This window comes from Candidatus Pelagibacter communis (genome assembly GCF_001179965.1).
Taxonomy (GTDB): Bacteria; Pseudomonadota; Alphaproteobacteria; order Pelagibacterales; family Pelagibacteraceae; genus Pelagibacter.
This window is the reverse complement of the sequence record NZ_CVSH01000049.1, coordinates 17,263-43,911: the sequence shown is the minus strand read 5'-3', so window position 1 is coordinate 43,911 and position 26,649 is coordinate 17,263. Positions and strand designations below refer to the sequence as shown.

Annotated in this window: 30 protein-coding genes and 1 tRNA gene; 9 read left to right on the top strand and 22 right to left on the bottom strand. The window is 28.0% G+C overall.

Annotation, left to right across the window (positions count from 1 at the left end; all coding sequences use genetic code 11):
• The 14 genes from AMN73_RS02300 to AMN73_RS02235 all read right to left on the bottom strand — a co-directional run.
• Positions 1 to 929 (bottom strand): homoserine kinase (locus AMN73_RS02300; protein WP_075534667.1); only part of this gene is annotated, 929 nt, incomplete at its 3' end.
• On the bottom strand, positions 929 to 1,873 hold the full coding sequence (ispH, locus tag AMN73_RS02295) for a 4-hydroxy-3-methylbut-2-enyl diphosphate reductase (protein ID WP_075534666.1): 945 nt from the start codon (positions 1,871 to 1,873) through the stop codon (positions 929 to 931). The genes AMN73_RS02300 and ispH, both read right to left, overlap by 1 nt.
• Positions 1,863 to 2,777 carry a Brp/Blh family beta-carotene 15,15'-dioxygenase gene (locus tag AMN73_RS02290; protein WP_075534665.1) on the bottom strand — a complete coding sequence of 305 codons (915 nt, stop codon included), beginning with the start codon at positions 2,775 to 2,777 and terminating at the stop codon, positions 1,863 to 1,865. The genes ispH and AMN73_RS02290 overlap by 11 nt, the downstream gene beginning before the upstream one ends.
• Positions 2,778 to 3,845: a lycopene cyclase family protein gene (locus AMN73_RS02285; protein ID WP_075534664.1), complete on the bottom strand. Its 1,068-nt coding sequence runs from the start codon at positions 3,843 to 3,845 to the stop codon at positions 2,778 to 2,780.
• Positions 3,832 to 4,680, bottom strand: a complete 849-nt coding sequence (locus tag AMN73_RS02280) for a phytoene/squalene synthase family protein (protein WP_075534663.1) — start codon at positions 4,678 to 4,680, stop codon at positions 3,832 to 3,834. Before AMN73_RS02280 ends, AMN73_RS02285 begins: the two co-directional genes overlap by 14 nt.
• Complete coding sequence (crtI, locus tag AMN73_RS02275) at positions 4,680 to 6,140, bottom strand: phytoene desaturase family protein (protein WP_075534662.1); 1,461 nt, start codon at positions 6,138 to 6,140, stop codon at positions 4,680 to 4,682. The genes AMN73_RS02280 and crtI overlap by 1 nt, the downstream gene beginning before the upstream one ends.
• A 44-nt stretch (positions 6,141 to 6,184) precedes the next feature.
• On the bottom strand, positions 6,185 to 6,682 hold the full coding sequence (locus tag AMN73_RS02270) for a F0F1 ATP synthase subunit B family protein (protein ID WP_075534672.1): 498 nt from the start codon (positions 6,680 to 6,682) through the stop codon (positions 6,185 to 6,187).
• Positions 6,672 to 7,262: a F0F1 ATP synthase subunit B family protein gene (locus AMN73_RS02265; RefSeq protein ID WP_075534661.1), complete on the bottom strand. Its 591-nt coding sequence runs from the start codon at positions 7,260 to 7,262 to the stop codon at positions 6,672 to 6,674. The genes AMN73_RS02270 and AMN73_RS02265 overlap by 11 nt, the downstream gene beginning before the upstream one ends.
• 3 nt (positions 7,263 to 7,265) lie before the next feature.
• The gene (locus AMN73_RS02260) at positions 7,266 to 7,493 is read right to left on the bottom strand and encodes a F0F1 ATP synthase subunit C (RefSeq protein WP_006997791.1); all 228 of its coding nucleotides are present in this window, start codon (positions 7,491 to 7,493) and stop codon (positions 7,266 to 7,268) included.
• A gap of 14 nt (positions 7,494 to 7,507) precedes the next feature.
• On the bottom strand, positions 7,508 to 8,242 hold the full coding sequence (locus tag AMN73_RS02255; RefSeq protein ID WP_075534660.1) for a F0F1 ATP synthase subunit A: 735 nt from the start codon (positions 8,240 to 8,242) through the stop codon (positions 7,508 to 7,510).
• A gap of 4 nt (positions 8,243 to 8,246) precedes the next feature.
• Entirely contained in the window at positions 8,247 to 8,525 is a 279-nt protein-coding gene (locus AMN73_RS02250) for an AtpZ/AtpI family protein (protein WP_075534659.1), read from the bottom strand.
• Between the two features lie 9 nt (positions 8,526 to 8,534).
• A complete protein-coding gene (locus tag AMN73_RS02245; protein ID WP_075534658.1) occupies positions 8,535 to 11,108 on the bottom strand; it encodes a chromosome segregation SMC family protein in 2,574 nt (857 codons plus the stop codon).
• 7 nt (positions 11,109 to 11,115) lie between these two features.
• Positions 11,116 to 11,694, bottom strand: a complete 579-nt coding sequence (locus tag AMN73_RS02240) for a thioredoxin domain-containing protein (protein WP_075534657.1) — start codon at positions 11,692 to 11,694, stop codon at positions 11,116 to 11,118.
• Positions 11,691 to 12,173: a DciA family protein gene (locus AMN73_RS02235; RefSeq protein ID WP_075534656.1), complete on the bottom strand. Its 483-nt coding sequence runs from the start codon at positions 12,171 to 12,173 to the stop codon at positions 11,691 to 11,693. Before AMN73_RS02235 ends, AMN73_RS02240 begins: the two co-directional genes overlap by 4 nt.
• Here AMN73_RS02235 and AMN73_RS02230 point away from each other — a divergent pair, their 5' ends adjacent.
• Both AMN73_RS02230 and AMN73_RS02225 read left to right on the top strand, forming a co-directional pair.
• On the top strand, positions 12,174 to 13,154 hold the full coding sequence (locus tag AMN73_RS02230) for an A/G-specific adenine glycosylase (RefSeq protein WP_075534655.1): 981 nt from the start codon (positions 12,174 to 12,176) through the stop codon (positions 13,152 to 13,154).
• Positions 13,154 to 14,296, top strand: a complete 1,143-nt coding sequence (locus tag AMN73_RS02225) for an FAD-dependent monooxygenase (RefSeq protein ID WP_075534654.1) — start codon at positions 13,154 to 13,156, stop codon at positions 14,294 to 14,296. Before AMN73_RS02230 ends, AMN73_RS02225 begins: the two co-directional genes overlap by 1 nt.
• A 9-nt stretch (positions 14,297 to 14,305) precedes the next feature.
• Here AMN73_RS02225 and AMN73_RS02220 read toward each other — a convergent pair whose 3' ends face one another.
• The 3 genes from AMN73_RS02220 to AMN73_RS02210 are packed head-to-tail and all read right to left on the bottom strand — an operon-like array spanning position 14,306 to position 16,723.
• Positions 14,306 to 15,436, bottom strand: coding sequence for a site-specific DNA-methyltransferase (locus tag AMN73_RS02220; RefSeq protein ID WP_256997833.1), 1,131 nt, complete (start codon positions 15,434 to 15,436; stop codon positions 14,306 to 14,308).
• Positions 15,437 to 15,459: 23 nt separating this feature from the next.
• Positions 15,460 to 16,035: a ribonuclease HII gene (locus AMN73_RS02215; RefSeq protein WP_075534652.1), complete on the bottom strand. Its 576-nt coding sequence runs from the start codon at positions 16,033 to 16,035 to the stop codon at positions 15,460 to 15,462.
• A 1-nt stretch (position 16,036) separates the two neighbouring features.
• Positions 16,037 to 16,723, bottom strand: coding sequence for a uracil-DNA glycosylase (locus AMN73_RS02210; protein ID WP_075534651.1), 687 nt, complete (start codon positions 16,721 to 16,723; stop codon positions 16,037 to 16,039).
• Positions 16,724 to 16,767: 44 nt separating this feature from the next.
• On the opposite strand from AMN73_RS02210, the gene AMN73_RS02205 reads away from it, so the two are divergent.
• From AMN73_RS02205 to AMN73_RS02190, 4 genes are all read left to right on the top strand, one after another.
• The gene (locus AMN73_RS02205; protein WP_179850074.1) at positions 16,768 to 18,435 is read left to right on the top strand and encodes a tetratricopeptide repeat protein; all 1,668 of its coding nucleotides are present in this window, start codon (positions 16,768 to 16,770) and stop codon (positions 18,433 to 18,435) included.
• Positions 18,410 to 19,252: a 4-(cytidine 5'-diphospho)-2-C-methyl-D-erythritol kinase gene (locus AMN73_RS02200; RefSeq protein ID WP_082254573.1), complete on the top strand. Its 843-nt coding sequence runs from the start codon at positions 18,410 to 18,412 to the stop codon at positions 19,250 to 19,252. The genes AMN73_RS02205 and AMN73_RS02200 overlap by 26 nt, the downstream gene beginning before the upstream one ends.
• Positions 19,253 to 19,284: 32 nt before the next feature.
• A tRNA-Gln gene (locus tag AMN73_RS02195) sits at positions 19,285 to 19,359 on the top strand.
• Positions 19,360 to 19,362: 3 nt separating this feature from the next.
• Positions 19,363 to 20,628 (top strand): CCA tRNA nucleotidyltransferase, encoded by a 1,266-nt coding sequence (locus AMN73_RS02190; RefSeq protein WP_075534649.1) that lies wholly within the window; start codon positions 19,363 to 19,365, stop codon positions 20,626 to 20,628.
• Here AMN73_RS02190 and greA read toward each other — a convergent pair.
• From greA to AMN73_RS02175, 3 genes are read right to left on the bottom strand one after another with little or no spacing between them, the layout of a single operon-like run.
• The gene (greA, locus tag AMN73_RS02185; protein WP_075534670.1) at positions 20,625 to 21,101 is read right to left on the bottom strand and encodes a transcription elongation factor GreA; all 477 of its coding nucleotides are present in this window, start codon (positions 21,099 to 21,101) and stop codon (positions 20,625 to 20,627) included. The two genes, AMN73_RS02190 and greA, sit on opposite strands and share 4 nt — an antisense overlap.
• Positions 21,102 to 21,103: 2 nt before the next feature.
• Positions 21,104 to 21,931, bottom strand: a complete 828-nt coding sequence (gene hemF, locus AMN73_RS02180; protein WP_075534648.1) for an oxygen-dependent coproporphyrinogen oxidase — start codon at positions 21,929 to 21,931, stop codon at positions 21,104 to 21,106.
• A gap of 1 nt (position 21,932) precedes the next feature.
• A complete protein-coding gene (locus tag AMN73_RS02175; RefSeq protein WP_075534647.1) occupies positions 21,933 to 22,397 on the bottom strand; it encodes a tRNA (cytidine(34)-2'-O)-methyltransferase in 465 nt (154 codons plus the stop codon).
• Positions 22,398 to 22,469: 72 nt separating this feature from the next.
• On the opposite strand from AMN73_RS02175, the gene petA reads away from it, so the two are divergent.
• The 3 genes from petA to AMN73_RS02160 are packed head-to-tail and all read left to right on the top strand — an operon-like array spanning position 22,470 to position 25,024.
• The gene (gene petA / locus AMN73_RS02170; protein WP_075534646.1) at positions 22,470 to 22,979 is read left to right on the top strand and encodes a ubiquinol-cytochrome c reductase iron-sulfur subunit; all 510 of its coding nucleotides are present in this window, start codon (positions 22,470 to 22,472) and stop codon (positions 22,977 to 22,979) included.
• Between the two features lie 5 nt (positions 22,980 to 22,984).
• Complete coding sequence (locus tag AMN73_RS02165; protein ID WP_075534645.1) at positions 22,985 to 24,244, top strand: cytochrome b; 1,260 nt, start codon at positions 22,985 to 22,987, stop codon at positions 24,242 to 24,244.
• A gap of 3 nt (positions 24,245 to 24,247) precedes the next feature.
• Positions 24,248 to 25,024 carry a cytochrome c1 gene (locus AMN73_RS02160; protein WP_256997832.1) on the top strand — a complete coding sequence of 259 codons (777 nt, stop codon included), beginning with the start codon at positions 24,248 to 24,250 and terminating at the stop codon, positions 25,022 to 25,024.
• Here AMN73_RS02160 and ychF read toward each other — a convergent pair.
• On the bottom strand, positions 25,001 to 26,074 hold the full coding sequence (ychF, locus tag AMN73_RS02155) for a redox-regulated ATPase YchF (protein WP_075534644.1): 1,074 nt from the start codon (positions 26,072 to 26,074) through the stop codon (positions 25,001 to 25,003). The two genes, AMN73_RS02160 and ychF, sit on opposite strands and share 24 nt — an antisense overlap.
• Positions 26,074 to 26,634 (bottom strand): aminoacyl-tRNA hydrolase, encoded by a 561-nt coding sequence (gene pth, locus AMN73_RS02150; protein WP_075534643.1) that lies wholly within the window; start codon positions 26,632 to 26,634, stop codon positions 26,074 to 26,076. Before pth ends, ychF begins: the two co-directional genes overlap by 1 nt.
• Positions 26,635 to 26,649: the final 15 nt, after the last annotated feature.

Here is a 26,649-nt window from a genome sequence, read left to right as displayed (position 1 = left end):
AAATTTAATTTTTGAATATATTCTTTTGGGTCTTTAATTTTTATAATAGCATTTCTTGGTGTATTTAAATAATCATAAGCTCTAGTTAAAAGATATCTTAAAGCTGATCCTTTACACATTGTATTGAAATTTTTTTTTTCAATATCTTTTAATTTTCTAATACTTTCATAACCTTTAAGAAGATTTGAGGACTTTCTTTTATTTAGAACATATTTACTATTTTTTTTTTCAAAACATAGAGCATTAACACATGTAGCAAGCTCATATGATAAATAGTCGTTGCATGAAAAATAAAAATCAATAAAACCATGAAATTTTTTTTTATGAAAAATAATATTATCTACAAATAAATCTGAATGTATAATTCCTTTTGGTAAGTTTCTAGGCCAATTTTTTTTAATCTGAATTAATTCATTTTTCATAAGACTTTTTAAGTTCTTTGATATTTTATTTATTTTAATATTTATTTTTGATAGCAAATTTGGCCAAGATGAAATAGATAAAGAATTTCTTCGATAAAGATTTATTTTTTTTGATGCTAAATGAAGTTTGGCTACATTTTTGCCAACTATAAAACAATCGTTATAATTTAATTCCTTTTTGTCTTTACCTTCAAGGAAAGAAACAATACATGCATTCTTTTTTTTTATTTTAAAAATAAATTTTCCATTTTTACTTTTGACTGGATTTGGACATTTCACTTTCAATTTTGACAATCTCGACATTAAATTCATAAAATATGGAAGATCACGAGAATTTACTCTTTTCTCAAAGATTGTAAGTATATATTTTTTATTTTTTATAGTTATAAGATAGTTTGTGTTTTCAATACCTTTTTTAATCCCTTTAAATTTTTTAATTTTTCCAAGATTAAATTGGTTTTCAATATTTAATATATCTAGTTTCGTAACTTTAGTGAAAACCGCCATTAGTTTAATCTTCCGGGAATTTTAAAAGTTATATCTTCTTTTATAATCTCTACTTCTTCGATATTGACACTAAATTGTTCTTTTAATTTTTTAATAAAATTTTCAACTAAAATTTCAGGGGCAGATGCACCCGATGAAATTCCTATTGTTTTGCATTTTGTTATTTTTTCTAAGGGTATGCTACTTTCAGAGTGAATTAAAACTGCCTCAGAACACCCAGAATTATTTGCAACCTCAACTAATCTTAATGAATTAGACGAGTTTCTACTACCAATTACAAAAAACATATCACAGAGTTTTGCAATTTTTTTTACTGCAGCTTGTCTATTAGTTGTTGCGTAACAAATATCCTCTTTTTTTGGTTCTTTAATATTTGAAAATTTTTCTTTAAGAGCATTAATTATATCTTTTGTGTCATCTACTGACAAAGTAGTTTGTGTAACATAAGCTAACTTTCCATTTCTTTTGATTTCAAATTTATTAACATCTTCAATATTTTCTATTAAATCTATTGATCCATTTGGAATTTGACCCATTGTACCAATCACTTCTGGATGATTTTTATGACCAATTAACAAAACATGAAATCCACTTTTATTTAAATTTTCAGCCTCTCTGTGAACCTTAGAAACTAATGGACATGTTGCATCAATATAATCCATTTTTAATTCTTTTGCCTCCGCAGGAACAACTTTTGGAACTCCGTGTGCTGAAAAAATGACTGGTCTCGTTTTATCCTTTATTTCGTTTAATTCCTCTACGAAAACTGCACCAATCTTTTTTAAACTTTCAACGACATGTTTATTATGAACTATTTCATGTCTTACATAAACTGGAGCTCCATATTTTTCTATACTTTTTTTTACTATCTCAATCGCACGATCTACTCCTGCGCAAAAACCTCTTGGAGCGGCTAATAAAATTTTTATTTCTTTATTTTTCATTTTTTTCAATTAAATATTCGAGCAATATATGCGGAAAGGTCAAGGACGCCAAACCAATAAATATTACTTTTAATATTGCTTCGTCTAAAACATAATAATTAGTTAAAAAATAAATAGCGATAATAAATAATATTGCGGTAATAACAGTTAGGGGCACTGCTTTCTTTATAAATTTCACAACTCCATTTTTAAAGTTTTTTTTATCAATTTCATAAATTAATGAAAAAGAGTGCCTTACTGAGTGCAAGAAACAGAAGTATAAAGTAAAAGCAACTAGTGGAGATAAAAATATATTAAGTAATAAAATAGTTAACCAATCTGCTAATAAAAAAACATTATAGTTTAATTGACTCATTAAAATTATATTTGCAGAGAAACTAATTATAAGAAAAAAAATTATTAAATTTTCATTAGTAGTTATAATATCCACATCAAGAGATTGAAAAATCTTTAGGGTCTCTTCTTGGTGAAAAAATAAAGGAGCAACTACTATTAAAGATCCTTTAAACAAATATAAAATATTCTTAAATCCTCTGTTATTAATAAGTCCGACTGAACTATCTTCTTTACCAAAATGGTATGATGCAACTAATAAAAATATAATTAAAGTGAATAAAGGTAGTATTGTCCAACAAAGAATAACTAACAGAGAAAGAAAAATATATACTAAATAAAAATAAAAATTATTTTTTACTTTATAAATTTTCATTAGCTGAGAGCCTTTGACATGGTCTAGGGCGCCATGAGAAACTCCAATAATAGATATTAAAAAAAAACAAATAACAGTTTGATAAGGTATTGTAATATTTTTTATTTCTAAAAACTTTGAAACTGAGAATATGACTAATATGTTGAAGAAAAAAATAATGATAGAATATTGTCTGTTAAGTTTTAATAAATTCATTTAGTAGAATAACGCTTTTATAAAAGTTGATTTTGGCATTTTTAAAATAATTGATATGTCCTCAATAAAATTACTTTTATTGGATAAAAATTTTATCACAGTATTAGCTTTAACTTTAAACATATCACAAAATATCCTTGGCATTATTTTGGGATTTCTCTCTAAAACTTTTAAAAAAACCTGATCTAAAAATTTGTATTTACTTTGAATTTTAAAACTTTTAAGTTTTTTTAAATTATCAAAGTTTTCTCTTATATACTTACTATGCTCTTGTATATTAAGGAATGTATAGCCAGTACTTAATCGTGTCATACCACCGGCAGTACCGATATTAATTTTATTTTTTTCATTTATATTTTTTGGTGTAAATAATGGAATTGCACCTTGTTCTTTAAAAATAATATCATAATTTTTTATTTTTAAATTTTGCTCTATATATTCTTTAATTTGTTCGTCATAATCCATGATTGAGTCGTCAGTCATATTTGATAACCAAGTAGTCTCTATAAGTGCTTTATTTTTTTCAAATGGAAGTGTATAAAAGAAATGTACACTATTTCTTTGATCGCAGTTAAAATCCATCAAATTTATAATCTTATTATCAAAAATATCATTTTTTGTTTGTATCTCTACACCACAAAAATGTTGCCAAAGATTTTCTATATTTTTATTAATTGTTGGAACACTATTAAAAATAAAAGAGTTGTTTATATTTATTTCCTTAATATCTTTAAAAAAACTTATATTTTTATTTTTTTTTAATTCATTAATGATTTTAGAGTAAAATAAACCACTATCTATACTTTGATACGGAAAATCATTACATTGCAAATGTTGTGTTTCGTATTTGGAATTTATGGTAAAATTGTCCCAACTCTTTTTAACACAATCGTCAAAATTATGATCTATAACTTTCCAAAATGACCAAGTTTTATCTCTCTTATATTCCTCTCTTGGTTCAATAATTGCCAATGTCCTATTTTCAAATTTTTTATATAAATTGAGTTCATGAGCTAACGATAAACCGGCACAACCTCCACCAATTATTATGTAATCAAAATCTTTCATCTAAATTTATTTTATCATTAATTATATTATGTTCATTTTTTCGTAAATGCTCGTCTGATTTAATAAATAGTAGTCTAATAAAGTCTAAAATACTCAAAATAGTTTGATTTAATTTACCTAAATTAGATACATAAATTTTTCCTGAATTTTTATAATTTTCTATATTTTTCCTTTTAAGAATTTCATTTCCTATCTGCCTATATACTCTTCTTGCAACAATAATTGCAAATCTACAATTCAATGGAATTTTATTTATAGATTTAAATGAACTTTCATAAAAAATATCAGCGAGTTTTAATGTTTCCCTTATAGTATCAAAATCGAGGTTTATATACTTTCTGTTTCGATTGCTATCTTCAATTACATCTCGTGCAATATTTGTTAGCTGCATCGCAATACCTAGATCTATTGCTGACCTAAGTGAATCCTTTGATTTAACGTTTAGTATTTTAGCCATCATCAGACCTACAGTGCCCGCAACTTGATATGAATATATAATTAATTCATTATTTGTTTTTAATTTTACACTATCTTTTAAATCTGACTCAACTCCATCAAATAAATCTAATATTATTTTACTGGAAATATTAAAATTATTACTCAGTTCATAAATTTTATTAATATTTTTGTTGTTTAAATTTTTATTAATAAAATCTTGTTTTAAATCATTGAATAATTTTCTTTTTATTTGTAAATCTTGGTTTTTGTCAGCTATATCGTCTAAGGTTCTACAAAAATCATATAAATCAGAGCATTGTCGATAAGTTTTTTTAGGTAAAAAAAAACCAGCCCAATTAAACGATTTTGCATAAATTGATAATAGATTTTGGGACATCAGAGAATTTTGTCTAAAACTTTAGCCGAAGATAGAACTCCTGGCACACCAGCTCCTGGATGAGTTCCCGCTCCAACAAAATAAAGTCCATCATATATCTCAGATTTATTATGAAATCTAAAATAAGCTGATTGCGAAAATTTTGGCTGAATTGAAAAACCTGAGCCATATTTAGTATTAAGGTCATTCTCAAAGTAATCAGGTGTCAAATAAAAATCTTCAACAATGTTCTCCTTTAAGTTTGGCATTAAATCTTTTTCCATTTTATTAATTACTAAATTTTTCATTTTCTCACCCTCTTTAGACCAATTAATTTTTGACTGGTTATTAGGCACGGGGACTAAGACGTAAAAACAATCTTTTCCATTAGGGGCCATAGATTTATCAGTCGCAGACGGTCTATGAAGATAATAACTAATATCATCATTCAATTTTTTATTTTCAAATATATCATCAAGATGCTCTTTATATTTATTACCGAATTTTATTGTATGATGTTCTATGTTTTCATATTTTATTTTTGTTCCAAAATAGTAAACAAAGAGACCCATTGAATATTCCATTCTTCTTTTTTTCCATTGAAATAAAATAGACTTATTGGCATTTCCATTTAACATTTTTTCATAAACTGCTGGCGGGTCAGCATTGCATATAACATTATCTGCTTTGATATTAGTTTTATCATCTAACTCTATACTGGTTATTTTATTACCGGTTGAGATAATTTTTTTAACTTCGTGACCTTTAATTATTTGGATACCTACCTCAGTCATTAACTTTTCCAAACCCCTTATGATATTTCCGGTGCCACCCATAGAGTAATGTATTCCCCATTTTTTTTCTAAATATAAAATTAATCCATAAATAGATGTTGTCGTGAAAGGATTTCCTCCAACTAAAAGAGGATGCATACTTAGCATTCTCCTCAATTTTTCATTTTTAATATACGAGCAGACTAGAGAATAAACTGATTTATAACTTTTAAGTTTTAGTAGAGCAGGTAGTTGCTTCATCATAACAAAAGGTTTATCAAAAGGTACATCAGCAAGTTCTGTAAATCCTTTATCAAAAATCTTTTTTGTAAAACTAACCAAGTTTTCGTATCCCTTAACATCCTCTTTACTAATTTTCTCAATTTGGCTCTTCATTTCAGTTTCATTACCAGAGTAATTAAACTTTGAATTGTCTTCAAAAACAAATTGATACCAAGTATTGAGAGGAGATAATTCAATATAATTTTTTGGGTCTTTTTTGAATAATTCAAATAATTCATTTATTAAATATGGAGCAGTAATTACAGTAGGGCCGCCATCGTAAGTAAATCCATTTCTTTTGAAAACCCTTGCTCTTCCTCCAAGATCTTGGTGTTTTTCAACTAAAGTTACTTTATGGCCTTTAGCTTTAAGGCGGAGAGCAGCAGCTAAACCACCAAAACCAGAACCAATTACAATTGAATTCATTATTGTAATTTATATTATTTTTTAAAAAAGTAACGAAATTATCTTTAAGAATTAATTTTTTTTAGAAGTTCCTTGCTTTCCTCTAAATTTTTATCAAATAAATTGTCTAACTTGGACTGGTCAACAGAAGTTGAAAGAATCTTTTTTACTGAGTCTACGGCTATTTTTACTGATGTATTTTTAATTTCTTTTAAAGCTTGATTTTTCATTTGTGAGATCTTTGTTTGCGCTAAATTTTTTTTGATTTCAGCTGATTTATGAAATTTATCATTCATTTCTAAAATTAAATTTTCACTATCCTTTTTAGCTTGTTCTCGAATTTTTTTAGTTTCTATTTTTGCTTTCTCAAGTTTACTCTGAGCATTATTTAATAATACCTTTGATTCATTACGAAGTTTTTCACTCTCATCGATTTCATTCTTAATATCCAAAATCATTTTGCTTAAAGTTTCATTTATTTTATTGGGAACCTTTAAATAAACTAAAGCTAGAATGAAAATTATAAACGATACTGCTACCCAAAATGTTGCATCAATTGCCATAATACTTACCTTTATTTTTCTTATATAGATCATCGACAATGGCGGATATGCTACTATTGTTCACCTCTTCACCAATTAATTGGCGTATGAGATCAGAAGATGTTTCGATTGCAATTTTTTGAATTTTTTCTGGAGCTTTATTTACTAATTCGGCAACTTCAGCCTCAGCTTTGCTAATCTCGATATTTATTTCCTTATCTAATGCCTGCTTTTTTTTTTCTATATCTTCAATTATTTTTTTTCTTGCATCATTAAAATAATTTTTGGCTTCATTTTTACTTTTTCTTATAAGCTCATCATAGTTTTTTAATGTATTTTCAGCCTCAGTTTTCTGTTTTTCAGCAGTCTCAATATTATCAAGTATCTCAGACTTTCTAAACTCAATATTGTTTCTTATTTTTGGAAGAATAAATTTTGATAGTACTATAAACAAAATTCCAAACGAAATGATCAACCAAAAAATTTGAGAAATCCAAAATTCAGGATTTAGCTGAGGCATACCTCCACTCTCAGCACTTATAGAAATTTGAGTAATAAAAGTGCTAAATATTAAGTTAAAAAAAATAATTTTTTTTAACATTAATTAAAATGCAAATAAAATTATCAACGCAACTACTAATCCAAACAATCCTGTAGCTTCAGCTAACGCAAATCCTAAAAGTAAGTTAGGAAATTGCTTTTGAGCTGCGGATGGATTTCTCATAGCGCCTGATAGGTAATTACCAAAAATAATTCCTATACCTACTCCTGCACCTGCAAGAGCAATGGCTGCCAATCCTGCGCCAATCATTTTTGCTGCTTCTAGTTCCATTATTCCTCCTATTGTTAATGGTGTAAATTTAATGCATCATTTAAATATATGCATGTTAAAATTGCAAAAACATAAGCCTGAAGAAAAGCAACTAATATCTCCAAACCTGTTAAGGCAACCGAAAAACTTAGTGGAAGCCAACCACCAACTATTCCAAGGCTTATTACGAAACTTCCAAAAACCTTCATCATTGTATGACCAGCCATCATATTTGCAAATAAACGAACCGATAAGCTTATAGGCCTGCTAAGATATGATATAATTTCAATAACTACTATTAATGGCAAAAGAACTAAAGGTACTCCACTCGGCACAAACAGTTTTAAATATCCAAAGCCATGTTTTATAAACCCAATAACAGTGACCCCAATAAAAATTAATGCTGCAAGAAAAAAAGTTACGATTATATGGCTCGTTACAGTAAAAGAGTAGGGTAACATACCAAACATATTACAAAAAAGAACAAACATGAATAAAGAGAATATTAGGTTAAAATATGGTTTTCCTTTATTACCAGCAGTATCACTTATCATTTTTGATATAAAACTATAACTAAGCTCTGCAAGAAGTTGAATTTTGGTTGGAATAATATTTTTTTTTGAGGAGCCTAAATTAAAAATTAATAATATGCTCAAAGCACTTATAATCATGAACAAGCTAGCGTTAGTAAAAGATATATCGATTTGATTGATTTTTATTTCAGGTCCAATTCGATAAACCTCGAATTGTGTCATTGGATTTGCTGCCATAAGTTTACTTTATTTGCATGTTTTTTGCAGATTTTATCACGTTCATAATTCCCGCCACAACACCAACAAAAAAAAATATTAAAATTAACCATGGTTTAGTACCAAACCAATTGTCAAAAATAAACCCAATAATAGTCCCTACTGCTACTGCGGCCACAAATTCGGTGCTCATTTTAAAAGCCATCCCTAAAACTGAGGATTTATTTCCAGCATTTTCGTTACTTTTTCTTGATATTTTATTTTTTGCAATTTCAAGGCGAGTTTTAAATTTTTTATCAGACATTTTTCTTGATCAAGCAACCATGCTCTCTGCTTTTTGAAGATCAACAGCAACTAACTGACTTATTCCTTTTTCAGGCATAGTAACTCCATATAACTTATTCATCTTTGACATTGTTAATGCATGGTGTGTTACTATTATAAACCGTGTCTGAGTTATTTTTGTTAATTCATCTAATAAATTGCAGAATCTTGTTACATTGGCATCATCTAGTGGAGCATCAACCTCGTCCAAGACACATATAGGGGAAGGGTTAGATAAAAAAACTGCGAATATCAGAGATAGTGCAGTCAATGCTTGCTCACCTCCTGATAAAAGTGTTATCGATTGAAGCCTTTTCCCAGGAGGACTAACTAGCATTTCCAAACCTGCATCTAACGGATCATCAGAGTCTACAAGCTCAAGCTTCGCATTACCTCCGTTAAAAAGTTTTGTGTAAACTTCATTAAATTTTCTATTCACTCTCTCAAATGCCTCAAGAAGTCGTTCTCGACCTTTTTGATTAAGTTCATTTATGCTTTCTTTCAGCTTTGTAATTGCTTGAACAAGGTCTTGTCTATCTGTTTCCATTTTTTTAATTTCAGTTTCATATTTTGTTGTTTCCTCATCTGCTCTTAAATTTACTGATCCAAGTTTTTCCCTTTCCCGTTTTTTTTCATCGAGCATTTCTTCCTGAGAAACGGCATCAGGAAATTCTTCCTCTTTATCTAAATTAGAATATTCAAGAATATTATTTTCGTTTAAGTTCAGCTCAGTATCTATTCTTTCTAATAAATCATTTCTTCTTTTATTTAGTCCTTCAATTGTTGCACCAGAACTTGCCTTTCTTTCTCTTATTTCAATTGAGCTTTCTTTAATTTTATCCAATTCCTCCCTGAGATCATTTATTTTTTTATCAATTTCCTCAATTAAAGTTTCATTCTCATTTTTTTCATTTTCGGATAATCTTAGGTTTTCAGAAATTTGTCCCTTTTTTTCTGCTTGTGATTGGGGTTGTTTTTCTAGTTCGGTAAATTTAAAATTTAATTTATTTTTTCTCTCCCTTAATTCTTGAACCATTTTTTCTGAATTTTTTAAAAGATTTCTCCAGCTATCAATTTCTTTATCAATAGTTTTAACTCTTTCACTTCTCTTGATGGATTCTTTTTTAAGATTTTGATTTTTACTATAAATATCTGCGTAAACTTCTTGAAGTTTTTTTATTGTTTCGTTTTTTGAGCTTATATCTGATATTTTTTTATTGTCGTCATTTTCATTAATAGTTTGTACTAGAAAATTTAAAGTTGTTTTGCATGTTTCAAGCACAACTAATGCTTCAGAACTATTGTTAGAGTTTAGTAATTGAATAATTTTATCGATATTAGATTTCACCTCATTTATCGTATGAAGATTTTTTTTTAAGCTTTCAGAGCTAAAATTTTTTAAAAGATTATCAACTTTTTCTTGTTCATTCTTTAGATCATTTTTGGCAACTTCTAGGTCAGCATTAGATTGTTTTTCAGTATCATAATATTTTGAGTCAATTTCTATTAATTCTTGCTTTTCCTCTTTTAGTCTTTTCTCGTTTGAATTGGCATCAATAATTATACTTTTTTCTCTATCTGTATCTTCCTCAATAGTTTTTAGAGAACTTTTTATATTTTCAATTTCTTTTTCAATTCTATCATTCTCATCATCCAAGCTTTTAAGCTCCAAGTTAAGTCTTTGAACTTTTGATAAAATCTCATAATTTTTATCTCTTACTGGATTAACTCTATTGGTTTCTTCCTGGATTTTATTTTCTAATTCGTTTATTTTATCATTAAACTTTTGTACTTCACTGTCTGCTTCTTCATTGATTTCATTTTCTAGTTTTATTTCATGATCAATATCCCTAAGTCTTAAATAATATAGTCCGGCTTCAATCTTTTTAATTTCTTCAGATATAGTTTTATATTTTGTGGCCTCCTCAGCTTGCTTTTTAAGATTAAGTAATTGTCTTTCTTGCTGCCTTCTTAGCTCATCTGCACGTTTTAAATTATTTTCTGCTGCACCAAGTCTTAATTCTGCTTCATGTCTTCTTACATGCAGACCCGCAATACCTGCTGCCTCCTCTAAAACCGCTCGTCTATCAGTTGGCTTTGCAGTTACTAAAGCCCCAATTCTGCCTTGGCTAATAATTGAAGGAGAATGCGCACCTGTGGACAGATCTGCAAAAAACATTTGGGCATCTTTTGCTCTTACCTCCTTACCATTAATGTAAAACTTTGATCCCTTATCTTTCTCTATTTTTCTTCTAATTTCTATATTTTCTAAATTTTTATATTGTATTGGACCATCTTTATTTTCGTTTGAAATATTAATTGTAACTTCTGCAATATTCTTTGATGGTTTATTTGATGTTCCAGAAAAAATTACGTCTTCCATTCCTGATCCCCTCATACTTTTTGCTGAGGTTTCACCCATGCACCATCTTAATGACTCAACGATATTAGATTTTCCACATCCGTTTGGTCCCACAATTCCAGTTAAACCATCTTCAATAATAAAGGTTGTTTTTTCGGCAAACGATTTAAAACCATTTAATTGAATTTTTTTAAACTCCATTAAATGCTTATATCATTTTTTGTAAGTATTTTTTTAAATTTTTAAATGTAAGGCTTTTTTCAAATTTTTTATTATTAATAATAATAGTAGGAGTTGAATTTATTTGAAATTCCTTAACTCCCTCGATTCGATCTGAAAGAATATGATCTTCCATTTCTTTATTATTCAAACATTTATCAATATTAATATTAAAATTTTGATCTTTAACTAAATCACGTAAATTCTGATTAAACTCACTAAGATCTTTACCTTTAACCCATTTACTTTGATTAGCATATAAGAAATGAAGAATTTCTGAATTTCCATCATTCTTACAGTGTGCAATCTTTGCTGCATTGAAAGCAGCCATATCAAGTGGAAAATTTCTAAATTCTATTGATGCTAACCCAGTATCAATAAATTCATTTTTTAATTCAGGGTAGACATCTTTGTGAAAGTTTGCGCAATGACTACAAGTTAGAGATTCGTAAACAATTATTTTTATTTTAGCATTTAAATCACCTTCAACTATTTTTTTTATTTCAGACGAATTAGCAATAGGTGATAAAAATAATATTATAAAAAGTTTAAAAATAAATTTTTTCATATTTTTTTAAAATATTTACTCATCTCTAATAAAGAATTTTTAATCTTATCATTTTTAATATTTGATATTTTTTTTGTATACTCACTTTTTGTCACATTGTCGTTATGTTTTATTTTAAATTTATCATTCACACCCTCAAATGTAATGAGCTTTATATTTTTAAGAATATTTTGTTCAAAATATTTATTTACCTTTTCGATTATTATTTTTTTGGAATATTCCAAATCTACCTCATGTCCTCTTTTAACCATTATTTCTAAAAGACTTCCTCTGAATTTATTTTCACTTTTAAATGATTTTGGATAACAAATTTTAAATAAGTCGTTTCCTACAATATGCCTCCAGTTATCTAACAACTCAGAGTATATGCGTCCTTTTTTTTTTAAAATTCCTCTAACTTTTAGTGGCAATGTATCCTTGAAAGATCTTAATCCTTGAACGGACCTCGTTCGTTGCTTACTATAAGATTTTAATTTCATATGAAGAAAGATAGCTTATCAAAAAAAATTCTCTATTGGTACGATAATAATAAGAGAAAGTTACCATGGAGAAGCCATCTTTCAAAAAAACAAAAACAATATTTTATAATTGTTAGTGAGTTTATGTTGCAACAAACACAGGTTAAGACTGTGATTCCTTACTTTAATAATTTTGTAAGATTAATTCCTAATTTAGAAAAACTAGCAAAAGTAAATAACAAAAGGTTAATGAAATGTTGGCAAGGCCTAGGTTACTATTCAAGAGCCAGAAATCTTAAAAAAACTGCACAAATTATACTTAAGAAGCATAAAGGAGAGATACCTAATAATTTTGAAGATTTAAAAGCATTGCCAGGTATTGGTAATTACACTGCTAGCGCAATACTTGCCATTGCTTTTAATGAACCGTACATACCACTAGATGGAAATATAGAAAGAGTTTTGAAAAGATATCTATATTTAAAAAAAGAAAGTGAAATTAAGAAAGAAAATCTCGCGCAAAAAAAATCTATTTTTGGCAAGTCCAATAGATCTAGTGATTATGCACAGGCTCTTATGGAAATAGGTGCACTTATTTGTAAACCAAGTAATCCTTTATGTAATCAATGCCCTATCCAAAAAAAATGTAAATCTTTTAAAAAACAGGATTTTGGATTAACAAAGAAAAATAAAAAAAATGTAAACAAATATTTTATTTTAAAAGTTTACAAGAGGGATAAAAAATATCTTCTTATAAAGAATACAAAATTTAATTTTTTAAAGAATCTTAATATATTTCCTATGGAGGAGGTTGCTAAACCAAAAAATTTTAATGAAAATCTAAATTTTAAAATTTCGAATATGAACATGAATATTAAAATTCAATATAAAAAAAATCATGAGGACTTTCCATCTTCTAATTGGATAGATCAAAAAAAACTTGATAATTATCTGCTGCCAACCTTTACAAAAAAAATAGTTCAATATTTAGAGAGCAACTAATGAAAAAAGTTGCAATTATTGGAGCAGGAATTTCAGGATTATTTATTGCAAATCTTTTTAAAAATAATTCAAATTATGAAATTAAAATTTTTGAAAAAGACAAATTAATTAATTTAGATGAGGGGTATGGAATTCAATTATCAGTCAATAGTGTTAGACTTTTAAATAAAATCGAATTTCATAAATTTCAAAATGATAAAAAGTTTAATCCTGATAAAATAATTTTTTATTCAAATAAAAGCCAGGATAGGTTTTGTGATCTATATATTTCTGATTTCAATTCACATGATTGTAAATATACAACACTTAAACGATCAGATTTAGTAAATTTCCTAAAAGATAAAATTCAGGATTTAATAAAAACTAACCACAGTATTTCAAAGATAGACCAACAAAATGAAAAAATTCATTTAACTTTTGAAAATAATGAAACTTTTGAGTGCGATTATTTGATAATTTCAGACGGAGTTTTTTCAAAGAGTAAAAATCTTATTTCAAATAATAATACTAAACCAAGATATAATAATACTTTAGCTATAAGAGGGATGATCCCTAATTCCTCAAATATTATTGATAAAAAAAATATTTCCTTATTCTTCGGTTCTGATTTTCACCACGTTATTTATCCACTAAATCCAGATGGTGATTTAAATTTTATAGCTATTATGAAATACAAGCTTTCAGACGAAGAGCTTAAGAATTATTCATTATTTAATGATAACGCTTTTATAAAAAAAGTTTTAAAAAATATACCTCAAGAAAGTAAGAAATTTTTTGATGAAATTAAACAACTAAAAATATTTCCAGTATTCGTAACCGATCATTTTTTTGAAATTAAGAAAAATAACATTTACCCAATTGGAGATGCTTTTTTTGCTTTCCCCCCATCATTTGCACAAGGTGCTTCTCAATCGATAGAGGGAGCTTATGAATTATTTAAAAAAATAGATAGCAATACAGAAAATAGTTTTTTTGAGGAGAGAGTAAAAAAAATAAAAATGGTGAATAAAAGATCAAAAATCAACCAATTTATATTTCATTTATCTAACCCTTTAACAATTTTTTTAAGAAATATTTTTTTAAAAAAATTAGTTAAAAATAAAAAGTTTTTAGAAAACTATCTTGGTAAAATTTACAGATAAATTTTGAAATTAAATTTTGTTTTTTAAAAATCGATCTCTTAAATTATCAATAGGAAAAATGGATCCGTTTCTATTGTAGTGCCAAAATGTCCAACCATTACAACTTTCAGCACCTAAAATTGTTGCTGCTACTTTATGGATTGATCCCTCAGTTTGAGCATGTTTTATACTACCATCGACCATGATTTTTGCGCTAATTTTCTTTTTATTATCAAAAATAGTAGTTCCCGGTTTAATTATTCCCAATTCAACTAACGAGCCAAAAGGTATTCTCGGTTTAGATCTATTATTTTGGAGTGTATCTAAATAATCATCTTCAATAGGTTTTGTTTCACTTAATCTTTGTTCTGCAGCCTTGCAGTAATTTTTATCTTTTTCTATGCCAAAATAATTCCTTCCTAATTTTTTTGAAACTGCAGCTGTTGTTCCAGATCCTAAAAAAGGATCTAAGATATAATCGCTTTTATTTGAGGTTGCTAATAAAATTCTATGTAATAAAGCTTCAGGTTTTTGTGTTGAGTGTATTTTCTTTCCATTTTTTTTTAGTCTTTCAGTACCACTACAAATGGGTAAATCCCAATTAGATCTCATTTGAATATCATCGTTTAAGCATTTTAAAGACTGATAATTAAAAGTATATTTTGATTTTTCAGATTTTGAAGCCCAAATCAAAGTTTCATGCGCATTGGTAAAACGTGTGCCTCTAAAGTTTGGCATTGGATTTTTTTTATTCCATATAACATCATTTAAAATCCAAAAACCTAGGTTTTGAATTGCTGTACCAACTCTGAATATATTATGGTAACTTCCAATCACCCAAATTGCTCCATTTTTTTTTAAAACTCTTTTACACTCACTAAGCCAAGTATAAGTAAAATCATCGTATGTTTTGAAACTTTCAAATTGATCCCATTTATCGTTTACAGCATTTACTTTTGATCTATCTGGTCTAATTAAATTATTTCGTAATTGTAAATTGTAAGGTGGATCCGCAAAAATTAAATCAAAACTTTCGCTTGGAATTTTTTTTAGTTCTTTAATACTGTTTCCATTAACAATTTTATTTTTTAATTTATTATCGATCATTTTTAAAAACTTATTAGACTCTAGGCTAGAGTCCTCGTCAACTTGTGATTGAATTATTTTGAGTCTTTTTGTGGTGGTTATTTCTCGAGACTCAATATGTTGTGTATAGGTTTAAATTTTTTTCTATGGTATTTGGTAACTCCAAATTTTTTAAGAGCCCTAAGATGGTCTTTTGTTCCGTAGCCAGCGTTTTTGTGCCAGAAATACCTATGATGTATCTTTGCTAATTTTTTGATTAATCTATCTCGTGATACTTTTGCAATTATAGATGCAGCAGATATTTCAGGTATCTTTTGGTCACCCTTAATTACGTACTTTAAATTATAACTCCTCATATCAGGAATTTTGTTACCATCAACTAATATAATTTTTGGTTTTATTTTTAACTTTTTTATAGCTCTTTTCATTGCAAGCAGACTTGCATTTAAAATATTATATTTTTCTATTTCCTTTACGGACGCTGAACCAACTGACCATTTTGAATTTTTCTTTATATATTTTTCTAAATTTTCACGCTTATTTTTTGATAAACTTTTTGAATCTTTAAGTATTTTCTTATTGATGTCATTATTAAGAATTACAGCAGCAGCAAAGACTGGACCAATTAAACTTCCTCTTCCAACTTCATCCACACCAGCTAAAGTTTTTTTCATTTTACAAAATGATATTCAATTCATTAATTTTTTTTCTTATTTCTTTTAAATCTATCCATGAATATTTTTTTTGATCTGGTTGCCTTAAAAGATATGCAGGATGAAATGTTACAATGGATAAGTAAGTTTTGCCCTTTATAATAACATCTTTCCATATTCCTCTCTCTTTAGAAATTTTAAAATTATTACCAATCAATGCTTCCATTGCTGTACCACCCATAATTATTAGTATTTTAGGATTAATTATAGAAATATGTTCATATAGAAATTTTGAATATTTATTTATCTCAGCAGTTGTTGGCTTTCTATTATTTGGTGGCCTGTAATTGACAACATTTGTGATGTAGATACTTTCTCTTTTAATATCTATGGCTGCTAACATTTTATTTAATAATTTTCCTGCATCGCCCATAAAAGGTTTTCCTATTTCATCCTCTTTTTGACCCGGGCCTTCACCTACAAGCATTATTTTACTTCTAAAATTTCCATCACTAAAAACTAACTGGTTAGCATGATTTTTAAGATCACAAGCGTCAATTTCAGCAATTTGTTTTTTAAGATTTTCTAGTTGTAATTTAATTTCACCTGGTTGTTGTGACTTTTTCAGGCGTCTTATTGGTTTATTACTAAATTCGTAATTTGAGTCTATTGATTTTAGAAACTCATCATTTAAAACTTCATTATTCATAAAAACAAATGATATCAAAATTTATTAAATTTTTCTTTATTCTAATGATCTTTTTTTTCGCCAAACAGGCGAATTCCAAAGTAACAAATAATGATTTAAATGAGAATGAACTAACCAATTATCTCTCAGCTATAATTTCTTATAATAACCAACAAAACCAAGATTCGTTAAGTTATTTTAATTCGTCAAAAGCATTAGTAAAAAAACGTGATAATTACTTAAGAAAATATATCTTCTCACTAGCTATAAATCAGAAAGTAAAAAAAGCAATTCAAGAAATAAAAATTTTAGAAAATAAAAAAGATTTTGATTTTTTTGAGTCCCAGGTGCTTTTGACATTGGACTCAATTTTAAAAGAGAAATATGAAGAGAGCGAAAATTATCTTGAATATTTAAATGAACTAAAAAGTTCAAGCGTTTATGAAAATGCAATCTATGATACATTAACGTTATACTTATCGACTTTTAAAAACAAAAAACTGATTTTTCAAAAATCGAATTTTGATAATTTAGATCTTCTGAATATTACATTTTTAAAATGTTATTTAGAAGATGATACCACGTCTAAGTCATTCTATACTTTGGTTAATTCTTCAAATGTAGATTATTCAAGATACTTATTCTTTTATTCTAATTATTTGATCAATCAAAATAAATTCGAAGAGGCAAAAAAACTTTTTTTGAAACAAGATAAACTCACAAGTGGGCTGCTTATTCTTCAAACAAATGACTGGTTAAAAAATAATCAAACAAAAAAAATTACCGATATATTTTCATGCAAGTCCGAAACTGATCTTTTAGCCGAATTTTTTTTCTTAATTTCAAATTTGTATTCATCTGATGAAGATTTTGAAAGATCTAACTTTTACTTAAGTGTTTCTAATTTTTTAAATGAAAAATTTAAAGCAAATAAGCTATTAACAGTTGAAAACTATTTTAATTCTAAAAAGTACAAAGAAGCTGAAAAAATATTAAAAAATTTTAGTAAGCAGGATAAGCTATTTTATTGGTTCAAAGTGAAAATTAAAACTAAAATAATTGCAGAGAAACATGATGATCAACAAGCGTTGAATTATATTAAAACGAAGTTTAATAAAATAGAAAACAAAACAGATAAGATTATCTTTGATATGGCAAATATTTATAAAAATTATAAAAAATATAAAGAAGCAATAGAACTTTATTCTAAGTTAATGAAAAATTATGACACTAACTCAGATACCTATGCTGATTTATTATTTAGAAGAGGTGGTAGTTATGAAAGATTATCAAATTTTGAAAGGAGCGATAAAGATTTATTAACGGCATTAAAAATTGTTCCAGATAATTCTTATACTTTAAATTATTTAGCCTATTCTTGGCTTGAGAGAAAAATTAATATTTCGAAAGCTGTAAAAATGTTGGAGATTGCATATAAGAATAATGAGGATGATCCATATATCACTGACTCAGTTGGTTGGGGTTATTATTTAACAGGAAGATATACAGAAGCAGAAAAATTCATGAGAAAAGCGATAACGCTAATGCCCAATGATCCAATCGTAAATGACCATTATGGTGATATTTTATGGAGTCTTAATAAAAAAATACAAGCAAAGTATTATTGGAATAGCGTTATAGGATTTAAAGATACAGAAAAAGATATGTTAGAAAAAGTAAAAAAAAAATTATTAGTGGGCCCAAATATTGATAACAATAACTCATACAATTAAGTCATACGCTAAGATCAATTTAAATTTAAATATTGTCAGCAAAAGAAAGATAAATAATTTACATCAAATTGAAAGTTTAGTTGCTTTAATTGATTTGGCTGATGAGATTAAAATTAGTGAAATTAGAAGTAAAAAACATAAGGTAATTTTTAGAGGAAAATATTCTAAAGGTATACCAAAATTTAATACAATCACCCACTTATTGGCATTATTAGAAAAAGAAAAAATTATAAAAAAAAAATATCGAATATTAGTAAAAAAAAATATTCCTCAAAAATCAGGCATGGGCGGTGGATCTATGAATGCAGCTTCAATTTTGAGTTTTTTTTTAAAAAAAAAAATATTAACAAAAAAACTAAGTGAAAAATTTGCTAAAAAAATTGGATCAGATGTAATTTTGGGGCTTAATAAATTTCCAAAAGTTTACCTACCTAGTGGAAAAATACGTGTACTCAAAACTAGAATTAAATACTATCTATTATTAGTAAAACCCAATTTTGGCTGCTCAACAAGAAAAGTTTTTTCTGCAAATAAAGTATTTTCTAAAAGTAAATTAGGCAAATTAAAAAATGTTAGTAAAACTATGATAATAAATAGTGAAAATGATCTTGAAAATAGTGCTTTCCGACTTTATCCAAACCTTTTTAAATTAAAAAATAAGCTATTAAGTTGGAAAAAAGCTGAATTTGTAAGAATGACAGGATCTGGTTCAACTTTAGTGATGTATTTTACTAAAGAAGTATCTGCAAAAAATGCGTTGAAAATGTCCAAAAGGAAATTAAATAATTGTTGGTGCATTTTATCAAAAGTTATATAAAAATTTATTTTTGATAGAAAATAAATAAACTTTGGGGCGTAGCCAAGTGGTAAGGCAGCGGTTTTTGGTACCGCCATTCCTAGGTTCGAATCCTAGCGCCCCAGCCAAATATGTTAAACTTTTTAAATAAAATTTTAAGTAATTCAAATAAAATTGAGTCCAAATTTATTGATCTACAAAATAATTCAAATGTAAAAAAAATATTTAATTCAATTCAAGATTTTTCAGCAGACTCCGAAGTTAGATATGTTGGTGGTTGTGTTAGAAAAATTCTCATGAATGAAAAAGTTGATGATATTGATCTTGCAACCAACCTTAAACCAGATGACATTCAAAAAGCACTAAATGAGAGTAATATCAAGTTTTATGAAACAGGTATCCAACATGGAACAATTACTGCACAAATTGATAATGAAAAATTTGAAATTACATCCTTAAGAAGCGATGTACTGCCTGATGGAAGACATTCAAAAGTTGAATTTACCAAAGATTGGAAAAAAGATGCTGAAAGAAGAGACTTTACAATAAACGCTATTTATTCAGACATAAATGGAAACCTGTTTGATCCCTTTGATGGAAAAAGAGACCTTGAGGCCGGTAAAGTTATTTTTATTGGTAAAGCAGACCAAAGAATTCAAGAGGATTATTTAAGAATTCTTAGGTATTTAAGATTTTTTTCCATGTATAGCAAAACAGACCACGATTTAAATACTTTAAAAAGTATTAAAAAAAATTTAAGTGGTATTTCTAAAATATCATCCGAACGACTATTAGATGAATTTAAAAAAATTACTATTTCAGGTTCATTAGAAAAACTATGTTTAAATAATTATTCTTTAGAGATACTGAAATTTATATTTCCACAATTTAAAAAACTAGAAATTATAAAAAATTTAAATCCTAAGGCTAAAGAAAAGTTAAAAAATATTGATTTTCCTGTTTTGTTAGCCGTGATAAGCATAGATGAAACAGATAATTTAGAATATTTCCTATTTAAATTTAATATTTCCAAAAAGGATCAAAAACGAATTAAAAATATTAAAGATTTTTTTTATAATGTTAAAACTACAGTCAAAATAGACTCCAAATCACTTTGGAAATATTACTATTTGCATGGTAAAGAAAGTTTATTAGATATTTTAAATTATAAAGTATTAACCTCAAAAAAAGCTGAAAAAAAATTTTTAGAGTTTATTGAGTACTTTAAAAATCAAGAGTTACCAGTCTTTCCTATTAAAGCAGAAGATTTAATGAAAAAATTTAATTTAACTGAGGGAAAAAAAGTTGGTGAATACTTAAAACTTTTAGAGGATTTTTGGATTAAAAATAATTTTTCTATTACAGAAAAAGACTTAGAAAGAATTGTTAAAAATTAAATATATTTTACATCTTTTATTTCAAAATTTTTATCTCCTGCAGGAGTTTTAATTTCAACTAGGTCGCCTTTATTTTTGCCAATCAATCCTTTACCTATTGGAGATTTAAAATAAATTAATTTATTTTTTATATCAGCCTCATCTTTACCAACTATTTTATAATTTACTTTTTCATCATTATCTAAGTTTACTAAAAAAACAGTTGATCCAAATATAACCTTGCCTTCATTTGCAAGTTTAGTCACATCAATTACATTTGCTCTTGCAATTAAATCATTAATTTCCTCAATTCTTCCTTCATTATGGGATTGTTGCTCTTTGGCTGCGTGGTACTCCGCATTTTCTTTAAGGTCGCCATGAGATCTTGCCTCAGATATAGCCGAAACTATTTCCGGACGTTTTTTTTCTTTTCTAAAAACTAGTTCTTCTTTTAGTTTCTCTAAACCTATAATTGTTATTGGCTCTTTATCCATTCTTATTTCCATTTAGCAATAGGCGGTAACGACATTAAAATTCCCTCTACGTTTCCACCTGTTTGTAGTCCGAATTTAGTTCCTCTATCATATATTAAATTAAATTCTACATATCTTCCACGTTTCAAAAATTGTTTTTCCTTATCTTTTTTTGTCCATTTTTTATTTTTATACTTAAAAATAATTTCATTATAAATCATTTGAAAAGTTAAACCAACATCCCTTACAAATTCAAAATCTTTTTCCCAATTTTTTTTTTTATAATCGAAAAAAATACCACCTATTCCCCTGGGTTCATTTCTATGTTTCAAAAAAAAATATTCATCACACCATTTTTTATATTTTTTGTAATAATTTTTATTATGTTGATCACAAGATTTCTTAAGTGTTTGATGAAATTTTTTCTTTAAATTATTATTTTTAATACACGGTGTTATATCCATCCCTCCACCAAACCATCCAGATGATGTGTGAATATATCTCGTATTGAAATGCATTGCTGGAACATGCGGATTTCTCATGTGCATCACAACCGAGATGCCTGAGGCCCAAAATTTTGCACTCTTGTTAGTTCCAGGAATCTTGTTCTTAAATTGTTTTGATAATTTTCCATAGACTTCAGAAAAATTAACTCCAACTTTGTCAAAAACTTTTCCATTTTCAAATATTCTAAATTCACCACCACCTTCATCTCTATTTTTATTTCTTTTCCAGCTATTTGAATTAAATATATTTTTTTTTCCCTCAATTTTTTCAATGTCATCACAAATAGAATCTTGTAAAATTTTAAACCAATTAGACGTAAGTTTTTTTTTGAGTTTTTCGTTCATTTTAATTAAGTTGTCTTAAACATTCTGCCACAACAATAGAAACTGATGTTGATAAATTTAAAGATCTTTTTTTGTCTACCATTGGGATTTTTAACCTATGATTTACTAATTTATGTATTTTTTCAGGCACTCCTGCACTTTCTTTACCAAATAAAATAGTATCATTTTTTTTAAATTTAAAGTCTGTATAATTTTCTTTTCCTTTTGTAGTCATTAAAATAACTCTTTGCTTACTTTTTGCTTGAAGAAAATCTTCTGCACTCTCATAAAATTTTATTTTATCTAAATTCATATAATCTAATACAACTCTTTTAAATCTTTTATCGCTTAATAAGAAACCACAAGGCTCAATAATTTCAAGACTCGCCCCCAGACAAGAGCAAGTTCTGATGATAGACGCAGTATTTTGAGGAATATCAGGCTCATATAGTGCTATTTTGAACGCTGAAATGGCTTTATGTGTCATTGTTTCAGTAGAAATTATTCATTTTTATATTATATGAAATCATATATTAGGTACCTTAAACTATATTTAAAAATGTCCGAGAAAAAAGTTAAAAGAAGAGATTTTATATTCACAGCAACTTATGCTGTTGGTGCGGTGGGTGTTGCAGCTACAGTATGGCCCTTAGTAGATCAAATGAACCCTGATGCATCTGTAAAAGCTTTAGCTAGCACAGAAGTAGACGTGAGTTCAGTTGAACCTGGTAAAACCATAACTGTTTTGTGGAGAGGCAAACCAGTATTTATTAAAAGAAGAACTCAAAATGAAATTGATGAAGCAAGGTCTGTAAGGATGGAAGATTTACCAGATCCAGAAAAAGATGAGGATAGAGCGAAAAATCCAGAGTGGCTTGTGATGTTAGGAGTTTGTACTCATCTTGGCTGCGTACCTTTAAATGATAAAGGAGACTACAATGGTTGGTTTTGTCCATGTCACGGATCACATTACGATACATCTGGAAGAATTAGAAAAGGACCTGCACCAACAAATATGTCAATCCCGAACTATGAATTTTTAGAAAATAACATAATTAAAATTGGATAAAACTAATGAGTGATCATAATTACACACCAAAATCTAAATTCGGAAAGTGGTTTAACGATAGATTACCTCTATTGTCATTAGCAAACCATCTTACTGATTACCCAACACCAAAAAACCTAAATTATTGGTGGACATTTGGAGGCATTTTAACTTTTTGTTTAATTACACAGATTGTTACAGGCTTAACATTAGCCATGCATTATATTGCTCATGCTGATATGGCCTTTGATAGTGTTGAGCATATCATGAGAGATGTAAATTACGGTTGGTTAATTAGATACATTCATTCCAATGGAGCCTCTATGTTTTTTTTAGCCGTTTACATTCATATATTTAGATCTCTATTTTATGGATCTTATAAAGCTCCAAGAGAGATAATCTGGATATTAGGAATTATAATTTATTTACTGATGATGGCGGCTGCATTTATGGGATATGTTCTTCCATGGGGACAAATGAGTTTTTGGGGAGCAACAGTTATAACAAATCTTTTTAGTGCTATTCCACTAGTTGGAGAAGGTATAGTCACATGGTTATGGGGCGGCTATTCTGTTGATAATCCTACGCTTACAAGATTTTTTACATTACATTATTTAATTCCATTTTTAATATTAGGTTTAGTTGTATTACATATTTGGGCATTACACGTTCCTGGAAATAATAACCCAGTTGGTATTGATATAAAGAAACCATCTAAAGATACGGTTCCGTTTCATCCGTATATTGTAATCAAGGATACATTCGCATTATTAATGTTTATGATAATTTTTGCTTTTTTTGTTTTTTATTCTCCAAACGTTTTAGGGCACGCAGATAATTATATTGAGGCAAATCCAATGGTAACACCAGCGCATATTGTACCGGAGTGGTACTTATTACCTTTTTATGCAATTTTAAGATCTGTACCAGATAAGCTCTTAGGGGTGATTGCGATGTTATCTGCAATTTTAATACTCGCTGCCTTGCCGTGGTTAGACACATCTAAAATAAGATCTGCTGTATTTAGACCTTTGTATAGACAATTTTATTGGATTTTAGTTTTAGACGTACTAGTTTTAGGATACGTGGGAGCAATGCCAGCTGAGGGATTATATTTACTAATCGCAAGAGTTGCTACCGCTTATTATTTTGCGCACTTCTTAATAATTCTTCCATTACTTGGATTTAAAGAGAAAACTCTGCCTTTACCATTTAGTATATCAGATCCAGTTTTAGGAGGATCAGCCAATTTATCTATGGCAAAAAGTGATAAAAAAGAGGGTTGAGGAGTGAGAGCTTTTAAAATTCTATTAATCACTTTTTTATTTTTTACCGTACCTCTTCAAATAAATAGCGCTGAAAAAGTTGAATTATTAAAGACAGATTGGTCTTTTAAAGGACCTCTAGGCAAGTTTGATAGATCATCATTACAAAGAGGATATCAAGTGTACACCGAGGTGTGTGCAGCCTGCCATTCAATGAAATATTTAAGTTATAGAAATTTAATGGAAAAGGGTGGACCTGAGTTTTCAGAGGCTCAAGCAAAATCTATAGCAGCAAGTTTTGAGGTCACTGATGGTCCAAATGCTGATGGAGAAATGTTTTCAAGACCCGCAAGATTATCTGATAAATTTCCAATGCCATATCCAAATGAGAAGGCAGCCCAAGCAGCTAATGGAGGCGCTTACCCACCAGACATGTCTGTTTTGGCTAAAGCTAGAAAAGGAGGCGTAGATTATCTTTATTCAGTCTTATTAGGTTATACAGAGCCTCCAGCTGGAGTTACTTTGGATGAAGGCGTTTATTACAATAAGTTTATGTATGGAAACAAAATTAAAATGCCAAAAGTTCTTGAGGATGACTTAATAGAGTATGGAGATGGTACTTTAGCTACAGAAGAGCAAATGGCGAAGGATGTTGTTACGTTTTTGATGTGGTCAGCAGAGCCACATTTAGAGGCAAGACATAAAATGGGTTTTAGAGCAATTATATATTTGACTATTTTGACTATACTAGTTTATTTCAGTATGAAAAAAATTTGGTCACGTGTTGAATCTGAAGTTTAATACATCGCCATCTTTTACGATATAGTCTTTACCCTCTAACCTCATTTTTCCGCTACTCCTAGATTGTGTCCAACCTTGATTGTTTATGAAATCTACATAAGAAACAGTCTCTGCTTTAATAAATCCTTTCTCAAAATCTGAGTGTATTTTGCCAGCAGCATTAGGTGCAGTACTATTCTTTTTAATGGTCCATGCTCTTGTTTCTTCAGGACCAGATGTAAAAAATGTGTCTAATTCTAATATATCATAACCTTTTTTGATCATTAATTTTAGGCCTGTTTCATCCGAACCAATCATTTTCATGTAGTTTACTTTTTCCTCGTTGCTTAATTGATTAATTTGATTTTCAATATCTGCTGAAATTATTAATGTATTTTTTTTACCAAATTTTTCAGTGAATAAATTGGTATATTTATTTCCATTTTTAATACTTTTCTCGTCTACATTACATACGTATATTTTAGGTTTAAGCGATAGAAGACCAGATTTATTTATGGTAGCAAGATCAAATTTTTCATTTATTTTGATAAGGTCTTTATTATTATTTAAACAGTCGGCGGTAGTCTCTAAAATATCTTGCTGTTCTTTATCTAAGCTTTTTTTATTTTTTTTATCTAATCTTTTTTGTATTGATTCAAGATCAGCCAGCATCATTTCTGTCTCAATTATTTCTAAATCTCTAACCGGATCAACTGTTTGATTGACATTTTGAATATTTGAGGAGTCAAAACATCTGATCATGTGCAATATTGCATCCACCTCTCGTATATGAGATAAAAATTTATTCCCTAGGCCTTCACCTTTAGATGCACCTTTTACTAAGCCGGCTATATCAACGAAAGAAATTGTAGTATTAATTTTTTTTTTTGATGATGATATTTCCGCTAACTTATCAAGTCTCTCGTCTGGTACTGGAACTATTCCTATATTTGGATCAATTGTACAAAACGGGAAATTCTCCGCTTGAGCTTTATTAGAATTAGTCAAAGCATTAAATAAAGTAGACTTACCAACATTTGGTAACCCAACTATACCACACTTAAATCCCATTATTTATTATTAACAGTGCTTGAAAATAGATCCAACTTTTTATCTAACAAAATTGGAAGTGATTCTGTTATATTTTTTGTTATTGTTCCAATTTCCTCTTTTTCTTCATCATTAAAATCTTGAAGAACGTGTTCTGCAACTTGAATGTTATTTTTTGGCTGACCAATACCAATTCTTACTCTAGAATATTCTTTTCCGATAAATTTATCTATTGATTCAATACCATTATGCCCTGCACTGGATCCTCCAAATTTTGTTTTTATCTTTCCAAAGTCTATATCTAGGTCATCATGAAAAACGATTACATCCTCAGCATCAATTTTAAAATATTCAATTAATTCTCTGATGCAAACACCTGAGTTATTCATAAATGTAAGGGGTTTTATAGCATAAACCTTTTTACCACTTATAGTACCTGTCGTTAATAAACCCTTAAATTTTGGTTTTTGTTTTGATAATCCAAACTTTTGATTTATTGCATCAATAATTTTAAAACCAATGTTATGTCTATTATTCTCAGAATTTGGCGTGGGGTTACCTAAGCCTACAAATAAAAGCATATTATGAGTTATTTA

Coding starts and splice junctions, on each gene's coding strand:
- ispH (WP_075534666.1), bottom strand. CDS start 1,873: ATGAAAAATAAAGAAATAAAAATTTTATTAGCCGCTCCAAGAGGTTTT.
- AMN73_RS02290 (WP_075534665.1), bottom strand. CDS start 2,777: ATGAATTTATTAAAACTTAACAGACAATATTCTATCATTATTTTTTTC.
- AMN73_RS02285 (WP_075534664.1), bottom strand. CDS start 3,845: ATGAAAGATTTTGATTACATAATAATTGGTGGAGGTTGTGCCGGTTTA.
- AMN73_RS02280 (WP_075534663.1), bottom strand. CDS start 4,680: ATGTCCCAAAATCTATTATCAATTTATGCAAAATCGTTTAATTGGGCT.
- crtI (WP_075534662.1), bottom strand. CDS start 6,140: ATGAATTCAATTGTAATTGGTTCTGGTTTTGGTGGTTTAGCTGCTGCT.
- AMN73_RS02270 (WP_075534672.1), bottom strand. CDS start 6,682: ATGGCAATTGATGCAACATTTTGGGTAGCAGTATCGTTTATAATTTTC.
- AMN73_RS02265 (WP_075534661.1), bottom strand. CDS start 7,262: ATGTTAAAAAAAATTATTTTTTTTAACTTAATATTTAGCACTTTTATT.
- AMN73_RS02260 (WP_006997791.1), bottom strand. CDS start 7,493: ATGGAACTAGAAGCAGCAAAAATGATTGGCGCAGGATTGGCAGCCATT.
- AMN73_RS02255 (WP_075534660.1), bottom strand. CDS start 8,242: ATGGCAGCAAATCCAATGACACAATTCGAGGTTTATCGAATTGGACCT.
- AMN73_RS02250 (WP_075534659.1), bottom strand. CDS start 8,525: ATGTCTGATAAAAAATTTAAAACTCGCCTTGAAATTGCAAAAAATAAA.
- AMN73_RS02245 (WP_075534658.1), bottom strand. CDS start 11,108: ATGGAGTTTAAAAAAATTCAATTAAATGGTTTTAAATCGTTTGCCGAA.
- AMN73_RS02240 (WP_075534657.1), bottom strand. CDS start 11,694: ATGAAAAAATTTATTTTTAAACTTTTTATAATATTATTTTTATCACCT.
- AMN73_RS02235 (WP_075534656.1), bottom strand. CDS start 12,173: ATGAAATTAAAATCTTATAGTAAGCAACGAACGAGGTCCGTTCAAGGA.
- AMN73_RS02230 (WP_075534655.1), top strand. CDS start 12,174: ATGAAGAAAGATAGCTTATCAAAAAAAATTCTCTATTGGTACGATAAT.
- AMN73_RS02225 (WP_075534654.1), top strand. CDS start 13,154: ATGAAAAAAGTTGCAATTATTGGAGCAGGAATTTCAGGATTATTTATT.
- AMN73_RS02215 (WP_075534652.1), bottom strand. CDS start 16,035: ATGAAAAAAACTTTAGCTGGTGTGGATGAAGTTGGAAGAGGAAGTTTA.
- AMN73_RS02210 (WP_075534651.1), bottom strand. CDS start 16,723: ATGAATAATGAAGTTTTAAATGATGAGTTTCTAAAATCAATAGACTCA.
- AMN73_RS02205 (WP_179850074.1), top strand. CDS start 16,768: ATGATCTTTTTTTTCGCCAAACAGGCGAATTCCAAAGTAACAAATAAT.
- AMN73_RS02190 (WP_075534649.1), top strand. CDS start 19,363: ATGTTAAACTTTTTAAATAAAATTTTAAGTAATTCAAATAAAATTGAG.
- greA (WP_075534670.1), bottom strand. CDS start 21,101: ATGGATAAAGAGCCAATAACAATTATAGGTTTAGAGAAACTAAAAGAA.
- hemF (WP_075534648.1), bottom strand. CDS start 21,931: ATGAACGAAAAACTCAAAAAAAAACTTACGTCTAATTGGTTTAAAATT.
- AMN73_RS02175 (WP_075534647.1), bottom strand. CDS start 22,397: ATGACACATAAAGCCATTTCAGCGTTCAAAATAGCACTATATGAGCCT.
- petA (WP_075534646.1), top strand. CDS start 22,470: ATGTCCGAGAAAAAAGTTAAAAGAAGAGATTTTATATTCACAGCAACT.
- AMN73_RS02165 (WP_075534645.1), top strand. CDS start 22,985: ATGAGTGATCATAATTACACACCAAAATCTAAATTCGGAAAGTGGTTT.
- ychF (WP_075534644.1), bottom strand. CDS start 26,074: ATGGGATTTAAGTGTGGTATAGTTGGGTTACCAAATGTTGGTAAGTCT.
- pth (WP_075534643.1), bottom strand. CDS start 26,634: ATGCTTTTATTTGTAGGCTTAGGTAACCCCACGCCAAATTCTGAGAAT.